This window comes from Sphingobacterium spiritivorum (assembly GCF_016724845.1).
Classification (GTDB): domain Bacteria; phylum Bacteroidota; class Bacteroidia; order Sphingobacteriales; family Sphingobacteriaceae; genus Sphingobacterium; species Sphingobacterium spiritivorum_A.
Map to the genome: position 1 here is coordinate 5,124,685 of NZ_CP068082.1, position 16,382 is coordinate 5,141,066.

Here is a 16,382-nt window from a genome sequence, read left to right on the forward strand (position 1 = left end):
AGGTAGCTCACAAAGCTACTAACAAAAGTTCTAAAGTGTAAGACTTAAAGATAATGCTAATTTATGCGTAATTTTCCCTAACTAAAACTAAAAAACGCAAAAACTTGCATCATAACCATAAAAATATTCCTGTTCCTCCTGTAATTACATTTTATATTTGCGCCATAGGATGTGCACTGATACCTTTGAATAGAATATGAAAGATAAATTACTGCGTTATAGCTTAGGCTCAGATCTTATTATTTATGCTTTACGCTGTCTGATCGGATTTGGAATAGGGTATTATATCTACTGGAAGTTTCCTGAAAAAGAACTCTACTGGATGTTGATTTCCGTAGTACTGGTGATCTCTCCTGAAGAGAAGGATGCAAAGAAGTTAGCTATTGAACGGTTCAAATCTAATTTTATCGGATCTGTAATTGGTTTGTTCTGTTATTTTATACCTGTACATCAGGTTTTCATGATGCTGATCGGTATTATTCTGTCTATTATTGTCTGCCGGCTTTTTAATATTTTGACGGTGGCCCGTACCTCTATGGTCGCCCTGATCATCGTACTGGTACACGAACAGCAACAACATAGTTACTTCAGCGCTTTTGAGCGATTCCTATCCGTTGGAATGGGCTGTTTCATTGGTCTGATGGTCACTTTAGTGACTTCTTACTTTATAAATAAACTACGGCGTAAACTTAATCTTGTTCGGGAAACGGATATTAATACCGATTGATTTTTGATATTTTTATGATTCTTCCTACTTTTAATCTCACAATCTATTCCTTATGAAATTAAAAGCGACTTTTTTATTTTCTTTTTTTGTCCTTTATATCCATGTTATTGCTCAGGATATACTGACAGACTCAGCTTATGTACGTGAACATTATACCAAGATTGAGCAACTTATACCGATGCGGGACGGCGTAAAATTATTTACGGCCATCTATATTCCAAAAGATACAAATAATAAATATCCTTTCCTGATAAACCGCACGCCCTATACTGTTTCTCCATACGGAGCAGAACAGTACAAAAAAACGCTTGGCAATTTTCCGGCTATGATGCGCAAGGGATATATATTCGTCTATCAGGATGTCAGGGGTAAATGGATGAGTGAAGGAACTTTTGAAGACGTCAGACCTCAGCAAAGTAAATATACGTCCAGGAAAGACATCGATGAGAGCACCGATACCTACGACACTATTGACTGGCTGATTAAAAACATCAAAAATAATAATGGAAAAGCAGGTGTATACGGCATTTCCTATCCCGGATTTTACTCTACAGCTTCACTTGTGAATGCACATCCTGCGCTGAAAGCGGTTTCGCCACAGGCTCCTGTAACAGACTGGTACATCGGAGATGACTTTCACCACGGCGGGGCCTTATTCCTGATGGATGCATTCCGCTTTATGTCTACTTTTGGCGTACCTCGTCCGCACCCGATCACACCGGATAAAGGGCCAAAAGGATTTGAGTTTCCAATCAAAGATCAGTACCGCTTCTATCTGAATGCCGGAACGGTCAAAAATCTGAAAGAGACTTATTTTGCGGACAGCATCAAATTCTGGAATGATCTGTTTGCACATCCTGATTACGATCAGTTCTGGAAGAGCAGGCTGATTACGCCTCACCTGACTAATGTGCAGCCTGCTGTAATGGTAGTCGGTGGTTTTTTTGATGCTGAAGATGCTTACGGTGCATTCAAGACTTACCAATCTATAGAGCAACAAAACAAGAAGAATAATAATATACTGGTCATGGGGCCCTGGTTTCACGGCGGATGGGTAAGAGGGGATGGCAGCTCTTTTGGCGATATTCAGTTTGATCAGAAGACAAGCATACATTATCAGGAAGAACTGGAACTGCCATTTTTCGAGTATTATTTAAAAGGTCAGGGTAATTTTAACGCAGCAGAAGCCAATATCTTTCTGTCGGGAAGCAATGAATGGAAAAAATTCAGTTCATGGCCTCCAAAAGAAACGCAGCAACGGAATCTCTATCTGCATCCGAACGGCAAATTATCCTTTGATAAAGTACAGCGCACAGATAGCTGGGACGAGTATGTGAGCGACCCGGATAATCCGGTTCCTTTTCAGGCGGGTGTATGGGATAGCCGTTCACGTGAATATATGGTGGATGATCAGCGCTTTGCCTCTACCCGACCGGATGTCATGACTTATCAGACGGATGCTCTTTCCGAAGACATCACGTTGACCGGCCCGGTAATCGCGAATCTGGTAGTATCCACGACCGGCACAGATGCCGATTATGTGGTAAAACTTATTGACGTATATCCGGAGGATAGTCCTAATAATAAAAATACGATGATGGCCGGATATCAGATGCTGGTCAGAGGAGAGATTCTGAGAGGTAAATACCGTAATGACTTTTCCAGGCCGGAAGCTTTTGTCCCGAATCAGATCACAAAAGTCAATTATGCATTGCCGGATGTCGGCCATACATTCAAAAAAGGACACCGTATCATGATACAGATCCAAAATTCATGGTTCCCTCTCGCGGACAGAAACCCACAGAAGTTTATGAATATCTATGAGGCCGAACCTCAGGATTTTCAGAAGGCAACACAACGCATTTTTCATGATGTACACAACAGTTCTTATATCACATTACCGGTGCTGAATAATTAACGGCACCGGCATCAGTATATACAGGATTAAAAATGAACATATTAGCTCAATAAGAGCTATTAAATCAGTATTAAAATTAAATTCACTCCGCATAATATTCTTAACATAATTTTAATGTCAGAATATTATTCATAAATACACGTAATATTTTGAATATTATTCAATAATACTTACCTTTGCACCAGAATGGCAAAAGTAGAATATAATTTAGATCAGATTGACCTTCAGATCCTGCGTATTATGCAGGACAATGCACGTACAAACAATGCAGATATTGCAAGAGAACTGGGCATGGCCCCTTCCGCAATTCTGGAACGTGTAAAGAAGCTGGAACAAAAGAATATTATCTTGCAATACAATGCTAAGATCAATCCCGCTGCTGTAGATCAAAAATTGTTGTCTTTTATCTTTATCAAGGCAAATGACATTATCGGTGAACAAGGTGTAGGCATATTGCTTGCTGAGATTCCTGAAGTACAGGAAGTACATGATATCGCCGGAGATGACGGATACCTGATTAAGGTAAGAACAAATGACTCCTCTGGTCTTGTTGATTTAATGCGAAACACATTTTCGAAGATCGACGGAATTATTTCTACCCGCACGACGATCGTTTTACAAACGGTCAAAGAAGAACAAAAAGTGGTGATTCCTGAATAACAGGAATAAATAAAGGAGGTATTTATCATGCAGGCAAATGCAACATTAAAAAAATCGAACCATGGTGCCATGGTCATCGCAGCTTATGCAGTCGTATATATTGTATGGGGATCTACATTTTTCTTCATCGAAAAGGCGCTTCATAGCTTCCCTCCCTTTGTATTAGGTTCATTACGTTTTATAACAGCCAGTGTTATTTTAATGAGCTACTGTAAAATCAAGGGATACAAACTCTTTCAAAAGAAAGCTGTCCGTGACGCATTGGTTGTCGGATTTCTGCTTTTGTTTATTGATATGGCTGCTGTTATTTGGGCAGAGCAGCATATATCCAGTGGAATTGTAGCGATTATGTCTGCGGCGGCTGCTATATGGTTTGTACTGTTGGACAGATCCAAATGGAAAGAGAACTTTACCAGCGTTCCTACGATTGTAGGTCTTTTCTTAGGCTTCCTGGGCGTGGTGATGTTATTTGGTGAACAATTGATGATATCCGATGGTTCTTCTCAGAAAACAGTCCGTGTACTGGCGATGATCGCTATGGTCGTCGGATCTATATCCTGGACTGTAGGATCATTGTATTCTAAATATAGTGCAAAAAAAGAAAGCAAACCGGCAGAGCAACCTGCTGATCAGAAAGAAGACCTTCATGTCATGGTCAAGACTGCATGGCAAATGGTGATCGCCGGTGTTATGTTTACTATTGTCGGATTGAGCAATGGCGAATATGCAAACTTTGATTATACAACTGTGACTACAGCCAACTGGTGGGCATTGGCTTACCTGATTGTATTTGGATCTATTCTTGCATTCAGCTCTTATATCTGGTTACTGCAGGTCAGACCGGCTACTGAAGTGAGTACATATGCGTATGTCAATCCGATTGTGGCGGTCATACTCACCTACTTTTTCTCCGATCATGTCGTCACCAGCTTGCAGATTTCCGGATTGGTGGTCGTATTGATCAGTGTGTTATTAATGAACTGGAATCTGTATAAGGATAATACTACAGTAGTGGCCATACGCAATAAAGGTTTTAGAAGAAAATCTGTTATCGCCCCTAAAGAAAGTCTTCGCATACAGGATATAGAATCCGACAAAAGAACTTCAGAAGCAATTCTTTAGATATAAAATAAGTGATGTTATTTTATATAGTATAACAACAAAGCCATTGCATATCTGCAATGGCTTTGTTGTTTATAATGCTTTCGGATCCCGTCGGTATTATTTCACAAAATAACGATGCTCGATTACAGTGACATCCTTTTCGCCTGTAGCTTTTGCTATCGTATCTTTCACCACACACTTACCGGTCACTCCTCTCCACACTAATGCGCCACCGAGGGTCAATGTAGAGAATCCGGTCAACGGACTTTTGAAAATATTACGAATACCGATACCAAGAATAAATCCTCCTGCCACTACAGACAGCACACGTTCGGAATTACCGACATTTCCATCCACACAACCTGTGTCCAATTTATCCTTGACTTTTTCTAAAGCTAAATTCAATATATTGCTCATAATTTGCTCCTTTATTATAACTTTATAACAAATAGTCTTATTTTATGTTTTGAGGAGAATCCTAAAATTTAGTTAAATTTTCAAATCATATTGCTTACGGCTATGGTATCACATAATGATCACTATAGAACAGAACATCTTATGCAAGTAAAAAAACATTCCGGTGAATTAGTTCCTTTCGAGCCAAACAGCCTGAAACAGTCTCTCTCCAGATCAGGTGCAAGTGACCAGGATGTAGAAAATGTATTTCAATCCATACAGCAAAACCTTTACGACGGGATATCGACCAAAGAATTGTATAAAATGGCTTTTGATCTGCTCAAAAATCAAAGAGATTCGTATGCGGCAAGATACAGTCTCAAAAAAGCGTTACGTGAATTAGGTCCTGAGGGTTTTTATTTTGAAAAATGGATCGCCCGTCTCTTTGCAGATGAAGGGTATAAAAGTATTAACGGTCAGACCGTTCAGGGACATGCGGTATCACACGAAATAGATGTAGTAGCACTCAAGGGCGACAAAATGCTGGCTGTAGAGTGCAAATTCAGAAATGATATCGAAGCCAAAATTTCGGTGACTACGCCTATGTATTTTATGTCAAGAGTAAAAGACATCAGCAATCTGCCCTTTACATTTTTCGGTGGTGAATATACTTTTACTGAAGGGTGGCTCGTTACGAATGCATATTTCACATCTGATTCAACAGATTTTGGGGAGTACTACAAGATGAATCTGTTATCCTGGAATTATCCGAAGAACAGCAGTATCAAAGTCCGGGTAGATAATAACGGACTGTATCCTGTGACCTGCCTAACTTGCCTGAGTGATGCCGAAAAAGGCATGTTACTCAAAAATCAATGTATACTGGTAAAGGAATTACTGGATAATCCGAGTATCCTGCAAAGTGTGCATGTAAATCCCGAAAAAGCAAAAAAAATCCTGAAAGAAGCAAACGAACTTATCAATAGCCCGGTACAAACAGAACATTAAAGCCGTATATGAAGAATATATTTTTAAAAGAGGAACAGAAGTTTATGGAAGGAGCCCGCAGCAGATGGCGGGAACTTAAATATGTTGGTGGAGTTGTGTATCAGTTTATCAAAGGATTCCGCGCACTTCATTTTATCGGGCCTTGTATTACGGTATTCGGATCTGCCCGGTTTAAGGAAGATCATCCCTATTATGCTTTAGCAAGAAAGGTATCTGCAGAAGTTTCCAAACTGGGTTTTACGATTATGACAGGTGGCGGGCCCGGAATTATGGAGGCAGCCAACCGCGGAGCACGGGATGCCGGAGGACCTTCTGTAGGTTGCAATATTGTACTTCCCCACGAACAGCACCCCAATCCTTATCTGGATAAGTATATCAATATTGAATATTTCTTTGTCCGTAAGGAACTTCTCCGAAAATATTCATTTGGTATTATTACGTTACCGGGAGGATTTGGCACTCTGGATGAACTTTTTGAAACTATTACGCTGATTCAAACAGGCAAAATAAAAAAGTTTCCGATAGTCATCATGGGCCTGGAATATCATAGAAATATTCAGGAACACATTGCTACGATGGCATTGGCAGGCACAATCAGTCCTGATGATCAGGAGCTAATTTTATTTACAGACGATATCGATGAGGCTATAGGTCATATCAGAAGACATGCAGAGGAAAGCCGTATACTGAAATTACAGCCTCCTAAAAAAGCAAGCTGGATGCTGGGTGAAAAGACATTGAAGAAACAGGCTTAATAGAGTATTCTTATGCCAGATTACATCTCCTTTGTAAAATAGCAAGACGACAAATAACAATTTAAAATTCAGATTGATCTTGAATATTATACATTGGTAAAAAGGTAAAGGAAAAGAATATATTATTAAATAGTTTTGTCTTACACTTCAAAATTTTCAATATCTGCAATATCTTCCGTTATAAACTCATATCTATCCGTTGCTCTTACATCCCAAACAATTAAATGAAAATTATCTGATTTATATGCAGGAACTGAAATATCACCAGAACCTTTACTGATATTCATTTTCTCAGCATCCTCAGTTAATACCAGCTTACCATAATAAACCTTTTCATTATCGTCATTCATAGTTACTTTGACTAACTTTCTTGTATCAAAGTTTTTCCCTTTAAATATCACTATACTCATAATTTTATTGATTTAGAACCATTTACACATAAATTCTAAACAATCAGAATGAATAGAAGTTTTATACGAACTTCTATATAATACCCTAACTCGGAAACTTTACTCTTCATAGATTGTTTATAAATGGTCTACTATCATAAAGGCTAATTATAATAACTATGAAAAACCAAAGAGAGAACAAAAAAGTACAGCAAATTAATGATCATGTCATTGATAATAATGGGCGCCTTCTCACCACAAATGATGGTGTTCCAATAGATGACAATAATAATATGTTAAAAGCAGGCGAACGTGGGCCAGCTTTGATAGAAGATTTCATCTATCAAGACAAAATGGCTCATTTCGACAGAGAAAGAATTCCTGAAAGAGTAGTTCACGCAAGGGGGTCTGGAGCTCATGGAATATTCGAAGCCACAGCAGATATTTCTAAATATACTAGAGCTTCATTTCTTAAGAAAGGTACTGTAACCCCACTATTTGTTAGATTTTCAACAGTTGCAGGATTTAAAGGATCTACTGATTTAGCTCGAGATGTTAGAGGTTTTTCTGTTAAATTCTATACTGAAGATGGTAATTATGATTTGGTGGGGAATAATATTCCTGTATTTTTTATACAAGATGCTATGAATTTTCCAGATCTTGTTCATGCAGTTAAGCCGGAGCCGAATAATGAAATGCCTCAAGCAGCTTCTGCTCATGATACTTTTTGGGATTTTATATCCTTGATGCCGGAAGCGGCTCATATGATTATGTGGACCATGTCTGACAGAGCTATTCCAAGATCATTTCGTATGATGGAAGGATTTGGAGTTCACACATTTAAATTTGTGAATGCAGAAGGTAAAGGAACATTTGTAAAGTTTCATTGGAAACCAAAATTAGGAGTTCATTCAGTGGCATGGAATGAAGCACAAAAAATATCGGGATTTGACGCCGATTTCCATCGTCGTGATTTATGGGAGAATATTGAAAAAGGAAATTTTCCACAATGGGATTTGGGTGTACAGCTTGTCCCTGAAGAGGATGAACATAAATTTACTTTTGATTTATTAGATGCTACGAAAATTATCCCAGAAGAATTAGTTCCGGTGGAAATAATCGGAACTATGACTTTAAACAGAAATCCGGAAAACTTCTTTGCAGAAACAGAGCAGATCGCTTTCGATCCAGGTCGAATCGTTCCCGGAATAGATCTTACGAATGATCCACTTTTACAAGGAAGAGTATTTTCATATGCCGATACTCAAAACTACCGTCTTGGCGGACCTAATTTTCATGAGATTCCTATTAATCGTTCAGTGAATGGTAAATTTAACAATCAAAAGGATGGTTTTGGAAGACAGGATATTCTTAAAGGAAATGTGAGTTATTTTCCCAATAGTCTTGGTGGAGGTTGTCCTTATCACGCCATGTTAAAAGGGGAAGATGGATTTAAAAGTCATGAAGAAAAGGTTGATGGTAAAAAAGTAAGACGTAGATCCACTTCTTTTGCAGATCATTTTACTCAAGCTAGATTATTCTTTAATTCTCAATCCAAACCGGAGCAGGAACACATGATTAATGCCTATAGCTTTGAATTGTCCAAAGTTAATTCCGTTGATGTTCGCAAAAGAGAATTGGCAGTTCTTAATCAAATTGATAAAGAATTAGCTGCACGTGTAGGTGCTAATTTGGGAATTGAACCTGCTTCAGAATTGGATGAACTGACTTTGCAATTTGCAAGGCAAAATCATCCGGAATATCCTATTAAAGCTCCAAAACCGGAAGTTGAAAAATCTCCAGCATTAAGTATGAAAACCAACCCTGGTGAGGGAACAATTGAAACACGTAAAGTAGCATTTCTAATTGCAGATGGAGTATCAAAAAAATCCATCGATAAAATGAAAACTGCCCTTGAGGCCGAAGGAGCTGAAGCTGTATTAATTTCCACAAATGTAGGAAAAGTCAAGTTTAAGGAAGGTGGATCTGCAGATATAGAGTTTTCATATTTAACTGAAGCTTCGGTATGCTATGATGCATTTTATACACCCGAAGGTGATTCTGTCACTATTTTACAAGATGAACCTGATTATTTACATTTTATTAACGAAGGATTCCGCCATTGCAAAGCTTTAGCTTTTGCAAAAGGAGCTGAAAACCTTATTGATGGAACTTATCTTAATAAAAATAAAGATTCAGGAGTTATTTTTGAATCAGACGGAAACCTTATTGAAGAATTTATCAAAACAATGAAAGCCCATCGAGTATGGGAAAGGGAAAACGCTAGAAAAGTACCTTCATAACCATTGTTTCTCTCTTATCTAGTTTGAAGGTCGTTTTTTAGCGACCTTCTTTGTTTCGTAATTATTTAAAATATAGTTCTTCATCTGCAGATGAAGAACGCGCAAACATTTTGATAAATACAATTTATTTGTATTTTTATTATTCGATTCTACAATGAAATAATATAAAAAGAGAAAAAGTCTGTAAATATTCTAATTCCATTCTAATATTATATCAAATAGTATATTATCACACAATAATTATAGTTATATGGAATTTATAGATTGTCACGAGGAAAAAATACATTTGTGTGGTTATATTCAAGATTTAGGTTATCTATTTGTATTTGATGAAACTAAAACGTGTACTGCTGCCAGTGATAATGTCATTCAGATTGATAATCTTCCCTTAGAGAAATACCTCGGAATGAGTATTGATGACGTTTTGTCTGCACTAACAAAAAGTAATACCTTCATTTTCGAATCTATAAATCAAAATATAAATACTTCAATTTTCTACAGGTTTGCAGAAAGAATTCAGATTAATAATGTAGATTATGATTTAAGCATTTATACATATGGAATTAATACTTACATAGAAATTGAGATTTGTAATGTAAATCAGTTAAAATCGACTAAACTATATTATTATGCCAAATACCTTGAAGATAATAAATCAATGGTATGGCAATCCCTTACTAATTTAATACGTCAGATCATAAATTACGATAGAGTAATGGTTTATCAGTTTTTAGAAGACAATAGCGGAAAGGTTATCGCTGAATCAAAATCTGAAAACATGCACTCTTTATTGGGATATCGTTACCCCGAATTTGACATTCCTAAGCAAGCCCGTGAACTGTATACTATTTTTCTTGCCAGACATACAACAGATACGGAAGGAATCACCCACAAAATTGTAAGCAAGACTAATCAGGAAATTGATTTAACAAAATGTAGTTTACGTGCCATGTCACCTATACATTTACAATATTTGAGAAATTCCAATGCGAGGGCGACCGCGAGTTTTTCTATAATTCAAGACGGAAAATTATGGGGTTTAGTAACTTGTCAAAATAGTAAGCCCTTACATGTTGATCTGGCGCAAAGACATTTATGTACATTTCTAACGCAATTCTCAACTAATCATCACATATCTGAATTATTAAAACAAGATTTAGAGACTCAAAATATCATGTATGTTTTGGAAAAGGAACTCAAAAGTGATTTACTGATTCATAGGGATATTCATTACGTTTTAGAAACTTTTGGAGAACGGATAATGAAAATGGTTGATGCAGATGGAATAATTATCAAGCATAATAAAGGTGAAAAATTTTTTGGAACAGTTCCTGGTGCTCGTCATTTAAAAGAAATAGATAATCGCTTAAAAAATGAAGATACCGGTTTTTTCTTTACACATGAGTTTACCTATGAAGCTCAGGAAGAGGAGTTATTCCCGGGAATTATAAGAGCAGAAATACTTGCAGAATCTCAATGGAAAATATATCTTTTTCGGAAAGAACTATTAATTGAAGAATTATGGGCTGGAAAGCCTGAAAAACAGTTAAATTATGATCCTGAAAGAAAAATCACCTACCCTTCTCCCAGAACATCTTTTGAAACATGGAGACAGATAACGCGTGGAAAGGCCTCTGTATGGCTTAAAGTTCAATTATTATTCCTTGAGCGAATAGTGTACATTATTCAACAGGCTATAGCTAAAAGAAATGCCGAAATTGATCAACTAAATAAAGATCTTGTTCGTTCAAACAATGCTTTAGATACATTTAGTTACACGCTTACGCATGATCTGAAAAATCCCCTATCGTCTATCCAGCTTGGAGCTCAGATGATATTAATGAAGAAGAATCTTTCTGAAGAACTTTTAAATAGATTAGGGACTAACATATTGGAAGCTTCAAATTTAATTACTGAAATGATAAATAAGGTTCATGAACTTTCAAAATCAAATTCAGTAGCATTAGATCTTGAAATAATAGATCCTAAAAATAAAATAGTTACAATTGCAGAGAGTAGTAAAGATCAATATGGAGTTGACAGTTTAGAATTCGTAATGGGTGAAATCTTACCAATTAGAGGAGAAAGAACGCTTTTATACCAGTTGTTTCTAAATATCTTAGGGAATGCGATTAAATATAGTAGTAAACAGGAACGTCCCAGAGTTGAAATATACAGTATCAAATCGGGGAGTAAAGTAATATATTTTATAGAGGATAACGGTATTGGAATGGATTTGAAAAACGGTAATAATATATTTGATATATTTCAAAGACTCCCCAATTCATCAGGGTATGATGGCTCAGGAATAGGACTATCCATTGTAAAAAGAATTATCGACAGATTAGGAGCTGAGATTAAGGTAGAGAGTCAATTAGGAAAAGGAACACAATTTCAAATATACTTTAACAACGTACAGTAGAAAATAATTTTTGAGCCTAAACAATCCTATTTTTATTTTTTAGAATATATATGTATTTAAAGATCCACAGCAATTAAAATATATTTTATTTATAATGAGCAGATACAATATATTAAGTGGACCTCAGGAAAAGTATTGGATATGTACCGATATTGATACCGGAATATTCTGTGAATTTCAAGAACAAAACTTCCACTACACGCATCAATTTTATTTACTTGAATATAGTATTACTCCAATTGAAGATTTGGGAGATTTTGCACATAAAATGATCGAGTGGTTAAAGGCAAATCACCTGGAAAAGTTATCTTAAATAAAAAACAGTTAGTATACTAACTGTCTTCCTTCAGGTTAATGAATGGCTGGTATTATTACGGATACTCCTATTGGTAAGGACTTGTAATAGCCTTTACTCAGATCATTAGTGCAATCCTCTTATTTTTTAGAAAAACGACCAGAATAGGTATTTATTCTCTCACCCTTATGGTCAATATCCTGTTGGTAGACCTTGCATATGACATCCAGGGAGCAAAAGGAATGGCAATAGTTCTGACGATCATGGCATTGTTTGTATTACTGTCCGATTATAAGCTTTTAATCAACTATTTTATTTAGAAACCTCCGTTATTCCAAAATAGCGACAGACCTGCCTGGATGAACAAGAGTTACAAAATCAAATTTGTGTATATACCTGTCGTATTTATCGGTTTTTTTATTTTGATCAGTACGCTGAAAAATAAATACATGGGTAAAATGAATTCTATGGAGCCTGGGAAAATGTCCAGACAGGAGAAAGATTATACTTTGAAGCTGCGGATACTTTTCAGATTAATAAAAAGAATGAAACAGATAGTTTTACAAACGGTGAATATACTTTTACAAAGAATTCTATAACGCTAACACGTACAGCTAAAACTCCGGTAGAAAAAACGGAAAGCTATATGGAGGGAACCCTTACATTAAAGGGTAACGATCTAATAATCACTTCCAAAAACAACACACTGAAATTCAGGAAAATCAGATAACATAAATAGATTATTTATTAAAAGCAGGAACTGCAATCACTATATTAGCGCCTGCAGTTCCGTTGTATATAAAGTCTTACACATAGACAGTTTCTGTCAGTCTCATTGCCGGGAGAAAATCAAAATGGATGCTTTGCTGACATATCTTGCTACCCAAAGTTCAAAAATTGGTATTACAGCTCTGTCGGATAATACACCTTCCCGAATTGCTGCAGATGATCTACATTCACCTTTTCCTTAAATATCGCATATACTGCTGATCCTGAACCGGACATAGAAGCATATAGCGCTCCCGACTCATAACACGCTTCCTTAAGGGATTTTATTAACGGGTATCTTTCAAACAGACCGTCTTCAAAATCGTTTCCGATCAAGAATTTCCATTCCTGTATGGGCAGTCGTACCGCTTCTTTGAGATTCACATCGGATACCTGCGGAGAAACATTAGCATAAGCCTCAGCTGTGGAAATATGGATATCAGGCTTTATCATGACGATATAATATGAACTCAGATCCAATTTGACCGGTTCAAGGGAGGTACCAATATCATAAGCGTAGACGGGCTTATTTTCGATAAAAAACGGACAGTCTGCCCCTAACCTGGCTGCATACGCACACAACTGCTCCGTTGTTAACTTTAGTTGATAGCGATCATTTACAGATTTGAGGAAAAAAGCGGCATCTGCAGATCCACCACCCAATCCGGCTCCGATAGGAATATGCTTATGCAAATAAATATCCAGCTCCGGAAGTTGAAAATTCTCCTTCAGAAGATCCAGTGCTTTCAGACAAAGATTTGTCCCTCCTTCCGGAATATGAATTCCTGAAGCATGCAATGCTGTTTTCTCTTTTGCTTCCACAAATTCCAGAACATCATATACGGGCAAAGGATAAAATACGGTTTCGAGATTATGATACCTATCAGCACGTTTTTCTACAATGTGCAAACCTATATTAATCTTCGCATTAGGAAATGTAATCATAGAACGAAATTAGGAAATATTTTAAATGTTTTTAAGGCGGTTACTATATTAAAAAGACAAACTAAAAAAATAAGATTTTACTGAATTAAAATCAAAATTTATTGTTTATCAATAATTATTTATTATATTTACCATATTATTATAAACTTAAAGGTTATGTCAAAAACAAATAACTTCGTATTTAAAGCCTTGTATATCATCACATGGATAATTTTTATCGGCTTGTTCATTGAAATGATTGGCTTATTTGTAAATTTTCTTTTCAGCATTTTCAAACCCGAATTTGTCCCCAAACTTTATCAAAAGCTGGACTTAACGATGATGTATAAAGAGAATAAATTCGGTTTCTATGGAATCTACGGCTTTATTTTAACTATTTGTTACTTAAAGACAAGTCTGTTTTATATACTCCTGGAACTCATGCATAAGATTGATTTAACAAAACCATTCAACAGTTTAGTTTCCCGCCAGATTCTATTGATTAGTTATTATACGCTTTCCACGGGACTAGTGATCTACATTGGCGGACAAATCACCAAAAGATTAGTGCATCATGATAGTATTGCCGGCAACTTAAATCAATTCTGGACGGATGGCGAAGCCTTTATTCTGATGGGAGCTGTAGTCTATATTATCGGGACGATTTTTAAAAAAGGAGTTGATTTACAAACCGAAAACGATCTTACGATATAACTATGCCGATCATTGTAAACTTAGATGTTATGATGGCCAAGCGGAAAATGTCGCTAAACGAGCTTTCAGATAAAGTAGAATTAACGCTTTCTAACCTTTCCATTCTCAAAACAGGAAAAGCCAAAGCCATACGTTTCAGCACATTAGAGGCTATCTGCAAAGCACTCAATTGTCAGCCAGCAGACATTCTTGAATACGTAGAAGATGCGGAGTGATCAAAAATTATTAACGGGGTGATCGGCTTATAAAAGGAATATGTAGAGGTCAGACTTTCGGACATATCTGATTTTTATGCCCCCTATTTACGCACAGCCAGCCTTGTAAACAAAAGAGTCCGCTAGTACTTACTAACGGACTCCAGTATTGTGTACGGTTTGTTGTATTAATTATAGCCTTGATTCTGAGGAAATACAGCATCAGAATTCGCATCAATTACTTCCTGAGGAATTGGCCATAGCTCATTTCCTTCTTTAATTGCTGCTTTAGATTGTGTATTCAGTTCTTTCACTCTTCTCAAAAAGACTTCTCTTCCAAATCTGGAAAGTGTAATTCTTCTCATTTCTTCACCTAACAGTTCTCTTGCTCTTTCATCCAGAAGGTAGTCTATGTTGACCTGTGCAGCTGAGGCAGGGGTAGCTTTTGCTCTTGCTCTGACCACATTGATGGCATCAGCAGCTAATCCCGGATTACTCTTCTGCAGATACGCTTCTGCCAGTAACAGGTATGTTTCTGCAAGACGCACTTTTACACGGTCTTTCATATTACCTTCAAATGCCGGATTATCTGCAGTCTTTCCATAGAAGAACTTGGTTGTTGTGGCAAAGACGTTACCTGATTCTTTGATTTGTTGTGTAATATTGAGTTTAGTACCAAACAACGGGCTTTTCGGATCGTTGTGATACCAGTCTCTTTTAATATTATACTTGGAATTACGAACGTCCTGCGCTTCATAACCATTCAGCCACCAGTCAAACGGACGGATATGTCCCAGACCACGACCGCCTAATGAATCAGCTAATACAAAACCTGTCTGTTGCGAGTAAAACGGCACCCAGGCACGTTTGCTCCAGTCTGTATACAGATCTCCACCTCCCTGGCTATTGTATTCTAACTGCATAGCCCAGATGGTTTCCTGATTTCCTGATTTACGATTTTGATTTTTTTCGATAAACATATCATGAAAATAATCTCCGGCATTATCTTTTTCTGCTCCGAATCGTTGATCATTCAGTTTAAAGTAACCTGAGTTGATAACCGCATTGGCCGCAATAATAGCGGAATCCGGTTTATTTGCCCATAAATATGCTTCAGCAAGGTAATGAAGGGCTGCCCATTTCGTCAGTTTACCGTCTGCAACGGTATTCGGATTGTCCGGAAGATTTTCGGATGCATAGCGCAGATCCGTAATCATATGCTGCAGTACCTCCGCTTTCGGAGTTCTTGTAAAATCTGTTCTCGGTGTTTCTGATACTTTATCTACCCATGGCACATCTCCGTACAGACTTACCAGATAACGGTATCCGTAAGCTCTGAAGAAATCTGCAGTAGCACGCACTCTCTTCGGATCATTGACCGGATCTGTCCATTTGATATCCGGGTTGTCCAGTGCAGACAGGATCAGATTAGAATTTCCGATCAGTCCGTAACTGAATCTCCAGTAATTACGTACATAACTGGAAGCCGGATTGAGCGTATAGTTAGAAAACGGAGCCAGGGTAGCATCTGTACCTGTTGTCTTAATAGCGACAATATCTGTACCTACCTGCAGAGATTCCTGAGGCGTAGCACCCTGTGTAAAGAAATCATTAGTCCAGGTCTGAAACTCCAGTCTGGCAAAAGCGTATAAACCTGTCAGACCGGTTTCAAAACCATTCGTGGTGGTATATGTATTGTCAGGAGCCTGAAACCCGCTCGTATCTTCATCCAAAAAATCTTTACTACAACCTGAAAGTGTTGCTGTAGCTAATAGTAAATATGTTATATTCTTAATTGCTTTCAT

Annotated in this window: 15 protein-coding genes; 11 read left to right on the forward strand and 4 right to left on the reverse strand. The window is 37.1% G+C overall.

Annotated features, from left to right (window positions below):
- The first annotated feature begins 196 nt into the window (after positions 1–196).
- The 4 genes from I6J03_RS21970 to I6J03_RS21985 all read left to right on the forward strand — a co-directional run bounded on the left by I6J03_RS21970 (position 197) and on the right by I6J03_RS21985 (position 4,427).
- Positions 197–727, forward strand: a complete 531-nt coding sequence (locus I6J03_RS21970; protein WP_003006509.1) for an FUSC family protein — start codon at positions 197–199, stop codon at positions 725–727.
- A 52-nt stretch (positions 728–779) separates the two neighbouring features.
- A complete protein-coding gene (locus I6J03_RS21975; protein WP_003006513.1) occupies positions 780–2,645 on the forward strand; it encodes a CocE/NonD family hydrolase in 1,866 nt (621 codons plus the stop codon).
- A gap of 186 nt (positions 2,646–2,831) precedes the next feature.
- Positions 2,832–3,305, forward strand: coding sequence for an Lrp/AsnC family transcriptional regulator (locus I6J03_RS21980; protein ID WP_002994666.1), 474 nt, complete (start codon positions 2,832–2,834; stop codon positions 3,303–3,305).
- Between the two features lie 27 nt (positions 3,306–3,332).
- On the forward strand, positions 3,333–4,427 hold the full coding sequence (locus tag I6J03_RS21985; RefSeq protein WP_003006516.1) for an EamA family transporter: 1,095 nt from the start codon (positions 3,333–3,335) through the stop codon (positions 4,425–4,427).
- Between the two features lie 99 nt (positions 4,428–4,526).
- Here I6J03_RS21985 and I6J03_RS21990 read toward each other — a convergent pair whose 3' ends face one another.
- Positions 4,527–4,826, reverse strand: a complete 300-nt coding sequence (locus I6J03_RS21990; protein WP_003006521.1) for a YgaP family membrane protein — start codon at positions 4,824–4,826, stop codon at positions 4,527–4,529.
- 141 nt (positions 4,827–4,967) lie between these two features.
- Here I6J03_RS21990 and I6J03_RS21995 point away from each other — a divergent pair, with 141 nt between their 5' ends.
- Positions 4,968–5,813 carry an ATP cone domain-containing protein gene (locus tag I6J03_RS21995; protein WP_201694007.1) on the forward strand — a complete coding sequence of 282 codons (846 nt, stop codon included), beginning with the start codon at positions 4,968–4,970 and terminating at the stop codon, positions 5,811–5,813.
- A gap of 8 nt (positions 5,814–5,821) precedes the next feature.
- Positions 5,822–6,568 carry an LOG family protein gene (locus tag I6J03_RS22000; protein ID WP_003006527.1) on the forward strand — a complete coding sequence of 249 codons (747 nt, stop codon included), beginning with the start codon at positions 5,822–5,824 and terminating at the stop codon, positions 6,566–6,568.
- 140 nt (positions 6,569–6,708) lie between these two features.
- Here I6J03_RS22000 and I6J03_RS22005 read toward each other — a convergent pair whose 3' ends face one another.
- The gene (locus tag I6J03_RS22005; protein ID WP_003006530.1) at positions 6,709–6,978 is read right to left on the reverse strand and encodes a hypothetical protein; all 270 of its coding nucleotides are present in this window, start codon (positions 6,976–6,978) and stop codon (positions 6,709–6,711) included.
- 158 nt (positions 6,979–7,136) lie between these two features.
- On the opposite strand from I6J03_RS22005, the gene I6J03_RS22010 reads away from it, so the two are divergent.
- The 3 genes from I6J03_RS22010 (at position 7,137) to I6J03_RS22815 (ending at position 12,297) form a co-directional block, all read left to right on the forward strand.
- Complete coding sequence (locus I6J03_RS22010; RefSeq protein WP_003006533.1) at positions 7,137–9,260, forward strand: catalase; 2,124 nt, start codon at positions 7,137–7,139, stop codon at positions 9,258–9,260.
- A 250-nt stretch (positions 9,261–9,510) separates the two neighbouring features.
- A complete protein-coding gene (locus I6J03_RS22015; RefSeq protein ID WP_003006537.1) occupies positions 9,511–11,682 on the forward strand; it encodes an ATP-binding protein in 2,172 nt (723 codons plus the stop codon).
- Positions 11,683–12,165: 483 nt separating this feature from the next.
- Positions 12,166–12,297 carry a hypothetical protein gene (locus I6J03_RS22815; protein ID WP_003006543.1) on the forward strand — a complete coding sequence of 44 codons (132 nt, stop codon included), beginning with the start codon at positions 12,166–12,168 and terminating at the stop codon, positions 12,295–12,297.
- A gap of 583 nt (positions 12,298–12,880) precedes the next feature.
- Here I6J03_RS22815 and ispE read toward each other — a convergent pair.
- Entirely contained in the window at positions 12,881–13,690 is an 810-nt protein-coding gene (ispE, locus tag I6J03_RS22020; protein WP_003006549.1) for a 4-(cytidine 5'-diphospho)-2-C-methyl-D-erythritol kinase, read from the reverse strand.
- 156 nt (positions 13,691–13,846) lie between these two features.
- Here ispE and I6J03_RS22025 point away from each other — a divergent pair, with 156 nt between their 5' ends.
- Both I6J03_RS22025 and I6J03_RS22030 read left to right on the forward strand, forming a co-directional pair.
- Positions 13,847–14,383, forward strand: a complete 537-nt coding sequence (locus I6J03_RS22025; RefSeq protein WP_003006552.1) for a DUF2975 domain-containing protein — start codon at positions 13,847–13,849, stop codon at positions 14,381–14,383.
- 2 nt (positions 14,384–14,385) lie between these two features.
- Entirely contained in the window at positions 14,386–14,598 is a 213-nt protein-coding gene (locus tag I6J03_RS22030; protein ID WP_003006555.1) for a helix-turn-helix domain-containing protein, read from the forward strand.
- A 167-nt stretch (positions 14,599–14,765) separates the two neighbouring features.
- On the opposite strand, the gene I6J03_RS22035 is transcribed toward I6J03_RS22030, so the two are convergent.
- Complete coding sequence (locus I6J03_RS22035) at positions 14,766–16,382, reverse strand: RagB/SusD family nutrient uptake outer membrane protein (protein ID WP_003006558.1); 1,617 nt, start codon at positions 16,380–16,382, stop codon at positions 14,766–14,768.

Coding starts and splice junctions, on each gene's coding strand:
- I6J03_RS21990 (WP_003006521.1), bottom strand. CDS start 4,826: ATGAGCAATATATTGAATTTAGCTTTAGAAAAAGTCAAGGATAAATTG.
- I6J03_RS22000 (WP_003006527.1), top strand. CDS start 5,822: ATGAAGAATATATTTTTAAAAGAGGAACAGAAGTTTATGGAAGGAGCC.
- I6J03_RS21995 (WP_201694007.1), top strand. CDS start 4,968: ATGCAAGTAAAAAAACATTCCGGTGAATTAGTTCCTTTCGAGCCAAAC.
- I6J03_RS21980 (WP_002994666.1), top strand. CDS start 2,832: ATGGCAAAAGTAGAATATAATTTAGATCAGATTGACCTTCAGATCCTG.
- ispE (WP_003006549.1), bottom strand. CDS start 13,690: ATGATTACATTTCCTAATGCGAAGATTAATATAGGTTTGCACATTGTA.
- I6J03_RS22030 (WP_003006555.1), top strand. CDS start 14,386: ATGCCGATCATTGTAAACTTAGATGTTATGATGGCCAAGCGGAAAATG.
- I6J03_RS21985 (WP_003006516.1), top strand. CDS start 3,333: ATGCAGGCAAATGCAACATTAAAAAAATCGAACCATGGTGCCATGGTC.
- I6J03_RS22015 (WP_003006537.1), top strand. CDS start 9,511: ATGGAATTTATAGATTGTCACGAGGAAAAAATACATTTGTGTGGTTAT.
- I6J03_RS22010 (WP_003006533.1), top strand. CDS start 7,137: ATGAAAAACCAAAGAGAGAACAAAAAAGTACAGCAAATTAATGATCAT.
- I6J03_RS22035 (WP_003006558.1), bottom strand. CDS start 16,382: ATGAAAGCAATTAAGAATATAACATATTTACTATTAGCTACAGCAACA.
- I6J03_RS22815 (WP_003006543.1), top strand. CDS start 12,166: ATGGTCAATATCCTGTTGGTAGACCTTGCATATGACATCCAGGGAGCA.
- I6J03_RS22025 (WP_003006552.1), top strand. CDS start 13,847: ATGTCAAAAACAAATAACTTCGTATTTAAAGCCTTGTATATCATCACA.
- I6J03_RS21970 (WP_003006509.1), top strand. CDS start 197: ATGAAAGATAAATTACTGCGTTATAGCTTAGGCTCAGATCTTATTATT.
- I6J03_RS22005 (WP_003006530.1), bottom strand. CDS start 6,978: ATGAGTATAGTGATATTTAAAGGGAAAAACTTTGATACAAGAAAGTTA.
- I6J03_RS21975 (WP_003006513.1), top strand. CDS start 780: ATGAAATTAAAAGCGACTTTTTTATTTTCTTTTTTTGTCCTTTATATC.